8 protein-coding genes and 2 pseudogenes are annotated in these 8530 nt (G+C 67.5%); 6 read left to right on the top strand and 4 right to left on the bottom strand.

The annotated features are described in order from the left end of the window. The 4 genes and pseudogenes from AC2VOP_RS11495 to lipE form a co-directional block, all read left to right on the top strand. Positions 1 to 96, top strand: a pseudogene (locus AC2VOP_RS11495) (enoyl-CoA hydratase); the annotation flags it as partial. A 59-nt stretch (positions 97 to 155) separates the two neighbouring features. Further along, entirely contained in the window at positions 156 to 419 is a 264-nt protein-coding gene (locus AC2VOP_RS11490; protein ID WP_486961080.1) for a hypothetical protein, read from the top strand. Continuing rightward, positions 416 to 802: a type II toxin-antitoxin system VapC family toxin gene (locus AC2VOP_RS11485; protein WP_486961079.1), complete on the top strand. Its 387-nt coding sequence runs from the start codon at positions 416 to 418 to the stop codon at positions 800 to 802. Before AC2VOP_RS11490 ends, AC2VOP_RS11485 begins: the two co-directional genes overlap by 4 nt. Before the next feature lie 64 nt (positions 803 to 866). After that, positions 867 to 2120, top strand: coding sequence for a lipase LipE (gene lipE, locus AC2VOP_RS11480; protein WP_486961081.1), 1254 nt, complete (start codon positions 867 to 869; stop codon positions 2118 to 2120). Here lipE and AC2VOP_RS11475 read toward each other — a convergent pair. Both AC2VOP_RS11475 and scoE read right to left on the bottom strand, forming a co-directional pair. Beyond that, positions 2107 to 2661 carry an FcoT family thioesterase gene (locus AC2VOP_RS11475; RefSeq protein WP_486961078.1) on the bottom strand — a complete coding sequence of 185 codons (555 nt, stop codon included), beginning with the start codon at positions 2659 to 2661 and terminating at the stop codon, positions 2107 to 2109. The two genes, lipE and AC2VOP_RS11475, sit on opposite strands and share 14 nt — an antisense overlap. Further along, positions 2658 to 3527 (bottom strand): (3R)-3-[(carboxymethyl)amino]fatty acid oxygenase/decarboxylase, encoded by an 870-nt coding sequence (gene scoE, locus AC2VOP_RS11470; protein ID WP_486961077.1) that lies wholly within the window; start codon positions 3525 to 3527, stop codon positions 2658 to 2660. The genes AC2VOP_RS11475 and scoE overlap by 4 nt, the downstream gene beginning before the upstream one ends. Before the next feature lie 257 nt (positions 3528 to 3784). On the opposite strand from scoE, the gene AC2VOP_RS11465 reads away from it, so the two are divergent. Then, complete coding sequence (locus AC2VOP_RS11465) at positions 3785 to 5341, top strand: AMP-binding protein (RefSeq protein ID WP_486961076.1); 1557 nt, start codon at positions 3785 to 3787, stop codon at positions 5339 to 5341. A gap of 36 nt (positions 5342 to 5377) precedes the next feature. Here the strand turns inward: AC2VOP_RS11465 and AC2VOP_RS11460 are convergent, their stop codons facing one another. Beyond that, positions 5378 to 6283 (bottom strand): phytanoyl-CoA dioxygenase family protein, encoded by a 906-nt coding sequence (locus AC2VOP_RS11460; RefSeq protein WP_486961075.1) that lies wholly within the window; start codon positions 6281 to 6283, stop codon positions 5378 to 5380. A 542-nt stretch (positions 6284 to 6825) separates the two neighbouring features. On the opposite strand from AC2VOP_RS11460, the gene AC2VOP_RS11455 reads away from it, so the two are divergent. Next, entirely contained in the window at positions 6826 to 7497 is a 672-nt protein-coding gene (locus AC2VOP_RS11455) for a GNAT family N-acetyltransferase (protein WP_486961074.1), read from the top strand. A gap of 8 nt (positions 7498 to 7505) precedes the next feature. Here the strand turns inward: AC2VOP_RS11455 and AC2VOP_RS11450 are convergent. Further along, positions 7506 to 8530 (bottom strand): annotated as a pseudogene (locus AC2VOP_RS11450) (PE family protein); the annotation flags it as partial.

Here is an 8530-nt window from a genome sequence, read left to right as displayed (position 1 = left end):
GCGGCGTGGAACGCGGCGTTTCTGCCGTCGAAAGACCTCACCGAGGGGATCACCGCGACGTTCGCCAAGCGCAAGCCCGAGTTCACCGGCGAATGACCAACGGGCAGCAGCCGAATAGGTGTAGCACCTAACTGCACCAGTGATACACTGGCGAGGTGCCTACCGCCCGCCGGCGGCATTTCGTGACCGAGACCGATGAGCTCGCCGACGCCCTCGATGACGCCGCCCGCCGCTACCCTGACCTGAGCCGTGCGAAGCTGCTCGTGCGTTTGGCGCTGGAGGGTAACGCCGCCGCCCGCAATAGCCGAGACGCCCGACGCCGCCGCAGGCTGGCGGCCGTGCGCAGGCACAGCGGATCGCTGACCGGTAGCTACGGGCCGGATTATCTCCGGCGGCTCCGCGAGGGCTGGCCCGAGTGATCGTGCTTGACGCGAGCGTCCTCGTCGCCTTTCTGGACGGCCAGGACGACCACCATGCAGCCGCCGAAGGGCTACTGGCCCGGGTGATCGACGACGACCTCGCCATCAACTCGCTCACCCTGGCAGAGGTGCTAGTGGCACCGGTCCGCGACAAACGCCTGGAACCGGTGCTGGCGGCGCTGCACGACCTGGAGATCCACGAGCTGCCGTTTCCCGCCGACACCGCAGTCCGGCTCGCCGAACTGCGTGCAGCGACCGGTCTGAAGATGCCGGACTGCTGCGTGCTGCTGGCCGCCGAGGACTACGGCGCGGGTGTCGCATGCTTCGATGAGAAGCTCACCCGAACAGCCGAGAACCGGAAGCTGCCGGTGGTGCGCCGCTGAGCCCTGATCATGGACTGGGCCACGTAGCCTGGCCAACGTGGCCAATCCGATAGCTGACCCCGCCCTGCAAGGCAGAATCCGTGTCCCCGCCGACCTCGACGCGGTCACCGCGACCGGCGCAGAAGACCACACCGGGATCGACCCCGCCGCGGTCGAGCGGATCTGGCGGGCCGTGCGGCATTGGTATGCCGCCGGGATGCACCCGGCGATCCAGCTGTGCCTGCGCCACGACGGCCGGGTGGTGCTCAACCGCGCGATCGGGCACGGCCGGGGCAACGCGCCGACCGATCCGCCCGACGCCGAGAAGATACCGGTGAGCACCGAGACGCCGTTCTGTGCGTACTCGGCAGCCAAGGCGATCTCCGCGACGGTGGTGCACATGCTGGCCGAGCGGGGCTGCTTCTCACTCGACGACCGGGTCTGCGACTACCTGCCGGGCTACGAACGCTACGGCAAGGGCCGCACCACGATCCGCCACGTGCTGACCCACAGCGCCGGGGTGCCGTTTCCCACCGGTCCGCGACCGGACGTGCGCCGCGTCGACGACAGCGCCTACACCCGCGAGCAGCTGGCCACGTTGCGGCCGGTGTACCCGCCGGGGTGGATGCACATGTACCACGCGCTGACCTGGGGGCCGCTGGTGCGCGAGATCGTCTCGGCGGCAACGGGTAAGAACATCCGCGACATTCTGGCCGCCGAGATCCTCGACCCGCTCGGCTTCCGGTGGACCAATTTCGGGGTCGCCCCCGACGATGTGCCACGGGTGGCGCCGAGTCATGCCACCGGCACGCCGCTGCCGGCGCCGATCGCGGCGGTTTTCCGCAAAGCGATCGGCGGCACCGTGCACCAGGTCATCCCCTACACCACCAAGCCGTTGTTTTTGACCAGCGTGATCCCGTCGTCGAACACCATCTCGACGGCTTTCGAGCTGTCTCGGTTCGCCGAGATCTGGCGGCGCGGCGGCGAACTCGATGGCGTGCGAGTGATGCGGCCGGAGACGCTGCGGGCCGCGACGGCGCAGTGCCGGCGGCTGCGGCCGGACGTCGCGACCGGGTTGGTGCCGCTGCGCTGGGGCACCGGCTACATGCTGGGGTCGACGCGGTTCGGGCCGTTCGGGCGGGGCGCACCGGCGGCGTTCGGCCATCTGGGGCTGGTCAACGTCGCGGTCTGGGCCGACCCGCAACGCGGGCTGGCCGCCGGGTTGATCAGCAGCGGCAAGCCCGGCCGGGACCCGCAGGCCGGGCGCTATGCCGCGCTGATGGATACCATCGCGGCGGCGATCCCGAAAGTTGGCGAAATCGACGCTAGGGGATGTTAAGGGCCGCCAGCTCGACCTCGGCGGACGCAGCCCCACCGTCGTTGTCCCAGAACTCGATCACGCAGGGGACCAGCAGATACCGCCGCTTGCGTTCGATGACCTGCAAATCCTGACACAGCAAGCGTGCGGAGAACTTCTGCGCGTTGATCGGTTTTTTGAACCGTAACGATGCGGTCCTGATCATCATGCTTCCGAGTTGATGGTGGAAATAGTCATCAATCGACCAGCCACGGAGTGCAGGGATGTCCTTGTTGATGACAGCTGGAGCGAACGCACTGTACGCGAGCTGGTTGAAACACAGCAGCAGTTCCACCGCGTTGAAGTGCCCGGTGCTGCGAATGTAGGCCGATTCATCGATGCGGAAGTTCCCATACGCAAGCACCGATTCCGCGGTCGATTGGGACGCTGCGTCGACGAGGTAGCGGCAGCCTTTGTAGGTGTACGGCTCAAGCACTCTGGCGAGTAGGCTCTCCGCGATCGGAACGGTATCGGTGGAATCCATTGCCGTTGGCGTATCCGGGGTCACGTCGGCGGTGCTCATACGGCGAATCCTGGTGTGGTGAGCCCATCCAACATCGTCAGACGGTGGGTCGTCACGGTGCCCGAGGCGCTGCCGTGCTTCGCTCGGTGCATGAGAACCCGGTTGTCCCACAACAGGATATCGCCAACCTTGTAGTGCTGAGTGTGGATGAGCGGCGATGTGTAGTCGGGATCGAGCTGCCCGGTCGCCGCCATCAGCTCTTGCAGCACCGCCGGGTCGAGAAGGTTTCCGTTTTCGTCCTCGATCGATGTGGTGCCCGTCGCGCAGATGTAGAGGATCTCTTGTCCGGTCTTCGGGTGCCTGATCACCGTCGGCCATTTTCTTGGGGGAGTGGCTCGGTTGATGTCGTCCCATACTTCTCCGATGGGTCGGTAAACGTCGCTGGGCCGGATTTTGATGTGGCGCCGTGGGTCGTGGGTGCTGAATGTCCCGCGGACTCGGCTGCGCTTGGCATCGGGAAGCGATTCCCAGACCTTGTTCAGGTCGATGAAATACGTGCCGCGGTCTTGCCCGGGCACCGCGAGGGGCAGCACCATGGTAAACGCAAAAGGTTCCGGCATGAACATATAGTCGATGTGCCAGAACGCTCCGGTCTTTGGGACCCCTTGGCCTTGCTCCGTCGACGAAACGTAGATTTCCGGGTGTTCCTTGTGGTGATACATGGGTTCGTAATACGGAACGATCTCTCCGATTCTTCTTCCGAGTCGGATAAATTCTTCCGGCGACAGCAGGAGGTCTTTCAGGACGACGAGCTTGTTTTGGTAGACGATGTCGCGGATCTCGCCGGTCGCGATGCTGTCCAGCTGCTGTGGATCGATCCCCGTGACTTGGGCGCCGAGTCCCTCGCCCTTCACATTGAGTGCCATCGTTTCTCTTTCATCAGCCCTCACTAGCCCTCACTAGCCCTCACTAGCCCTCACTAGCCCTCATCAGCCCTTATTAGCCCGGATTTCGTGAAATTCCACGTGATACGGTACCGATGAGTGAAGAGTCTGTCCTGCAAAGATAGTGAGACTGCCCGGATCCGGGGCGCCGCCCTCAATGATCGGCAGAAAGGCATAGGGAACTGACCGCACCGGAAACCGCACACAGTTCGAACGGTATCCACTCCACGCCTGATGAGGTGGCCACAGTCGTCAGCCTGTTGGGCGACTCCGCTCGCGCGTGCGGGAACCGGGAGTTTCTGCGCTGCCCCGACCGGAGCCTTAGTTTCGCCGCCGCGGCCCGGGAGGTCGCCGCCTGGTCACGGGATCTGCTCACACGCGGAATCAGGCCCGGCGACCGGGTGGCCATCATGTTGCCCAACGACAGCCGCTGGCCGCTGTCGTGGCTGGCCACCCTGCAGGCGGGCGCGGTCGCGGTGCCGGTGAACCATGCCTACCGCAGCGCGGACCTCGACTACGTGCTGAACGACTCCGGCGCTTCCCTGGTCATCACCGACGAGGAGAGCAGGCCGGTGCTGGCCGAAACGTCGAGGGTGCGGTCCGGCGACGCCCGGGTGGTCCTGGCCGACGAGCTGGCCAGCGCGCGCGGCGACGCGCCCGACCGGCCCGGTCCGACGGTGCGCAGGGGTGATCTGGCGAACCTGCAGTACACCTCCGGCACCAGCGGGTTCCCCAAGGCGTGCATGCTCACTCACGACTACTGGGTCCGGATGGGCGAGCTCGCCGCCGCCTACACCGGTATCCGCCCAGACGACGTGGTGCTGACCGCACAGCCGTTCTCCTACGTCGACCCGATGTGGAACACGATGCTGTGCCTGACCGCGGGCATCCCGTTGGTGGTGCTTCCCGGGTTCTCCGCGTCCGGGTTCTGGGCCGACGTGCGGCGTCACCGGGCCACGCTGTTCTACGTGTTGGGGGCGATGCCGGTTCTGTTGTACAAGCAGCCGCCCGGCCCTTTGGATAAGAAGAGCCGGGTCCGCCTGGTCATGTGTTCGGGCATTGTGCCCGAGCTGCACGCGAAGCTGGAGGAGCGGTGGGGTGTCCCCTGGCGGGAGGCGTACGGGCTCACCGAGACCGGGGTGGACTTGGCGGTGCCCGTCGACGCCGACAGCCTGGTCGGGTCGGGCAAGGTGGGCTACCCGGCACCGGGCAAGTCTGTCCGGATCGTCGACGAGCACGACCGGCCGGTGCCGGCCGGTGTACCCGGTGAGATCGTCACCTGCGGCGCCCCGATGATGTTGGGCTACTGGAACCAGCCTGAGAAGACCGCGGCGTCGTTGCGCGACGGCTGTTTGCACACCGGTGACCTTGGGGTGATGGACATCGACGGCGCCGTCAGCGTCGTCGGCCGGCTCAAGGACATGGTGCGTCGCGGTGGCGAGAACGTGGCCTGTGCCGAGGTCGAACGGCTGCTCGACCAGCATCCTGCGGTGGTGATGTCCGCGGTCGCAGGCATTCCCGACGAGGTGCTCGGCGAAGAAGTGAAGGCCTACATCCAGCTGGCGGCGGGATATCGGCCCACGGCGGCGACCGCCCAGCAGATCATCGCCTTTACCCGAGACCGCCTTGCGCGGTTCAAGATTCCGCGATGGGTGGAGTTCGTCGACGACTTCCCGCTCACCCCGTCGGCGCGGATCGCCAAGCCGGACCTGATATCCCGGCCGCGGGACGCCTCGCGCAGCTACGCCATCGATGTCGACCAGTTCACAGCCCGCCGCGGCCAAGGGACGCAGTGACACCGGGCACGTGGTCGGCGGCCAGGCCGATGATGATCAGGATGTGGCAGTGGATGACGGCGCGGCGTTGGTATTCGGATGCGTCAACGCAAGTCGCGGTGAGCCGAGCTCGTAGAGACCGACAAGCTCGCTATTGTCGGTACGGTCAATCGCGGCATAGCCCAACAGGTCCGCGACCTCCGTCGGGAGCGTCCTGGCGAGATGGGGTGGAACGTTGAGCAGAGAAGCCTCCAAGGGCCGCAGCCAGCTCGTTACGTAGCTCAGGGAAAGTCCGCGCCGCGTGGTGCCGGTCGTAAGGTTGGCGCCGCCGCTGTGGAGGATGTCACCGCGGAAGAGCAGCACATCACCGGGCTCCATCGTGGCTACGGCGATCTCCTGTGGCTCAGGGCGGCGGCCGCGCGCCCAGAGATGAGAACCTGGTGCAACGTTGGTGGCACCCGTCGCCTCGGTGAACTCAGTCAGCGCCACCATCGCGAGCACGAGCACGCTGTGCTCGGACCGCGGCAGCGCCAGCCAGCTGTCATTGTCGCGGTGCAGGGTTTGGGCGGACTCTCCGGGGCCGATATCGATCAGCTCACCGGCGTTAAGCAGGATCTGCTGACCGACCGGCGCGAGCATCCGGCGGGCCCATCCGAGGATGTGGCGGTGCGCCACGAGGGGGACAGCGGCGTCCGTCTTGGCGACCAAGCCGTGCAGGCGCCGGGTTTTCAAGCCCCAAAACCTGTCGTATCGGTCGAATCCGGTGTGTGGTGCGCCGGCATCGGGATGCTGGGCGATCCACTTGTCAATCCCGGCCAAAAAAGCCTCGCGCAGCGTGTGATCTACAAGGCCCTCGACGACGGCAGCACCTTCGTCCTGCACCGCCGCGTCAATCGTCGCCCAGTCATACGGTGCATCGAACCTAGGCAACCGCGCCGGCGTGCCCGGCGGCGCCACGTCCACTGGCGCCGGGTCACGGTCCGACACCGCCCACCAAGCACTTCCCTCCGGCCCTGTGGTCCGCCGACCGTAGACACGGCCCGCCCGAGCCCAACGGACATCCCCTGCTTGGTACGTTCCCTCGCCGTCGATGTGTTGCGTACCGCGCACGTAAAAGTAAACAACGTCACTCCGGTGCCAATGCGCGGGCCGCGTCGTGTTCGGTGGGTCCTCCAGGTGCATCATGCAGGGCCTTCCGTCCAGCCCTGCAGCATCATGAAACAACCGGACGTCGCCGATCCAGGTCGTCGGTTCGGTGACCGAATCGACCTCCTCAGCGGGCGCGCGCAGACTGTCCACCGAATTCCTCGTTATCGCACAACTGTTGTCAGAGAAGTGATTACAACTCTATCTATGCCTGTACGAAAGCGTCAATCTTCCGCTTCGACTCATCGAAGCTGCGCGGGTAGACGTCTTCGTTGCTTTAGGAGGTGCGGTGATCTGTGTGCCGATGTGCTGCAGTGACAACGGTTGACCGGTAGCGCGGTAAGGGGTTCACTTCGGATATGACTGCCCGAAACGAGCGGGAAGTGGCGGCTAACCCCTACCAGATCCGTGTCGTCCCGCCGCCGCTGCCGCTGCCGGTGCTTCCCGAACCGTACGGCATGCGCTTCGCCCGCCCGCACGCGGACGCCGAAATGATCACCGAGTGGATGAACCGCCCCCATCTGGCCGGCCTCTGGAGCCGCGACAACAGCGTGACGTGGTGGCGTGAGCACTTGAGCAACCAGCTCGCAGGCTGGTACTCCCGCCCGTATGTCGTCAGCTTGGCAGGCCAAGACATTGGATATGTCGAGTTGTTCCGTGTGGCGCAAGACGTGGTCGGCACCGTCTACGAAGCCGATCCCTACGACGTCGGCGTGCACGGCGCCATCGCCGATCCCGCGAACATCCGGAAAGGGATCGGGGAGTTGGTCTTCCGCCACATCGTTGCGACCATGTTCAGCGCCGAACCGCAGTGCCGACGCATCATCGGAGATAGTGAGCTTAACGACGATGCCCCAGGGCGCCGGTTCGACCAGCGGATGGGCGCTGTATTCATCGGCGAACCTTATGTAGCGCAATGGGGTTACCGGATAGCGCTTTCGGTCTGGCCGCGCTCACCCGAAGACATTCCACGACTGCGCGAGCCGCCGCCGGGTGTATCTGAGATGGCCTCCCCGGACACCACCGCGTGAACCACCGGTCAGTCGGCTACCACACCGTTGGCACCGGGCGTGCCGGTGGCGCCGGCTTCACCGGGTGAACCGTCCTTGCCGGGCGGCGACAACAGCGTCCCGCTCCCGCCGGACCCGGCGGCCCCGCCCTTTCCGCCGGCGCCGCCGGCGCCGCCGTCGCCGGTCGAACCGTTAGCGCCGGCCTCGCCCGCGGTGCCGTTGCCGGGAGCGGCGCCGCCGGCCCCGCCGTGCCCGGCGTTGCCGCCGTCGCCGCCGGCGCCACCTGTGGCGCCGTCGCCGCCGTTGCCGCCGTCGGTGGCGGGACTGCCGATGTAGGCGTTCTGGCCGGCGCCGCCGGCGCCGCCGTTGCCGCCCGGCGCCCCGGTGCCGCCCTGGCCGCCGGCGCCGCCGGTGCCGCCGGCGCCGCCGTCGCCGGACACCGTCCCGCCGCTGCCACCGGCGCCGCCGTTGCCGCCGTTGCCCCCCGCCAAGCCAGCCACACCGGAAGCGCCGTTGCCGCCGTTGCCGCCGTTGGCGCCGGCCCCGGTGCTCCCGACGCCGCCGTCCTGCCCGGGGATGGTGGCGTCCCGGCCCACCGGTGCCGGTGACGACGCCGGGTTCTCGCCGTCAACGCCGGCGGCGCCGGCGCCGCCGTCGCCGCCGACCCCGCCGTTGCCTTCCGTCCCGGCGTCGCCGCCGTTGCCGCCGGCGCCGCCGGCTTGCACGACGTTGCCAGCGACCACCTCTCCGTTGGCGCCGTTGCCGCCGTTGCCGCCGTTGCCGCCGCTGCCCTGACCGCCGACGCCGCCGTGGGTGGCCTGGGTGCTGCCATCACCGCTCATACCGCCGGCCCCGCCGGCGCCGGGCGTGCCACGGTCGCCGCCGTCGCCGCCGTTGCCGCCCGCCCCGGCGGCGGCGCCGGTGCCGCCGTTGGCGCCGTTGCCACCGGTGCCGCCGTTGCCGGCGTCACCACCTTGGCCGCCCTGGCCGCCGACCCCGCCGGCCCCGTCGTCGCCCTTAGTACCGTCGGTGGCGGTGCCGCCCGCGCCGCCGT

The organism is Mycobacterium sp. TH-M106 (assembly GCF_057473765.1).
This window is presented reverse-complemented; position numbering and strand designations above follow the sequence as displayed.